1 protein-coding gene is annotated in these 770 nt (G+C 36.4%); it reads left to right on the top strand.

Annotation, left to right across the window (positions count from 1 at the left end; all coding sequences use genetic code 11):
* The first annotated feature begins 525 nt into the window (after nucleotides 1–525).
* A complete protein-coding gene (locus tag AC1DWB_RS36530) occupies nucleotides 526–666 on the top strand; it encodes a hypothetical protein (RefSeq protein WP_477545934.1) in 141 nt (46 codons plus the stop codon).
* Nucleotides 667–770 lie beyond the last annotated feature (104 nt).

Genomic DNA, 770 nt, shown 5'->3' with positions numbered 1-770 from the left:
GTACTAGACTGCTACGATGAATTTATTGATTCAGTCGATTTAAAGAAGTCAAAGGTCGTTCCAACCCTCCTTATCCTGACTGGCGTTGGCATATGTATATGTATATGTATATGGTTTGGATACAAAAAAATTAGACATAGAGTTAATAAACCTCTGTAGAATCTAAACTTATCAATTGATCTGATTGAACTTGAAATTAATCATAAACAGCCATCTTCCCAATGTTTTGAAGGTGGCTGTTTTTAATTGTTTAAATAGCGTTCTGGAGCGGTAATATGAAGGCATGAGCCTTCAAACGGGACACACTCCCGATTACATATATCATTCTGAATGAAAGCGTGATGATTCAAATGACATGGACGAAGAATTTATCAAAGTCTCCAGAATTGACTGTTGAAGAGTATCAATAGCGTTATACTGAGGCTGTAGTCCATATAATGGATTGCAGCCTTTTTGTTTTATAGGAGCCAGGGTCAATTGACCTTGGTTCTTTTTTGTTGAACAAAACTATGGAGGCGAAAAAAGATGGGCGTGAAAAAAGATGAAACAAGAGGTACTTATTATTTTGTCGTGGATGCAGGAAAAGATGAGAATGGCAAGCGGATTCAAATAAAGCAAATCATGAGGACTTCCACATTAACTCAGAGCTTGGGAACTTTGAATTAGGCAAGATCAATACAAGCAAGATTGAGAAATTCTATATCATGCTGGCAAGTGAAAAGAATTTGTCTGAACGAACCATACTTGACATTCATAAGATAATGAAGGGT

The organism is Paenibacillus sp. P4_E11, assembly GCF_056401635.1.
Note: the sequence above shows the minus strand (reverse complement) of the source record. Positions and strands in the feature narration are given on the sequence as shown.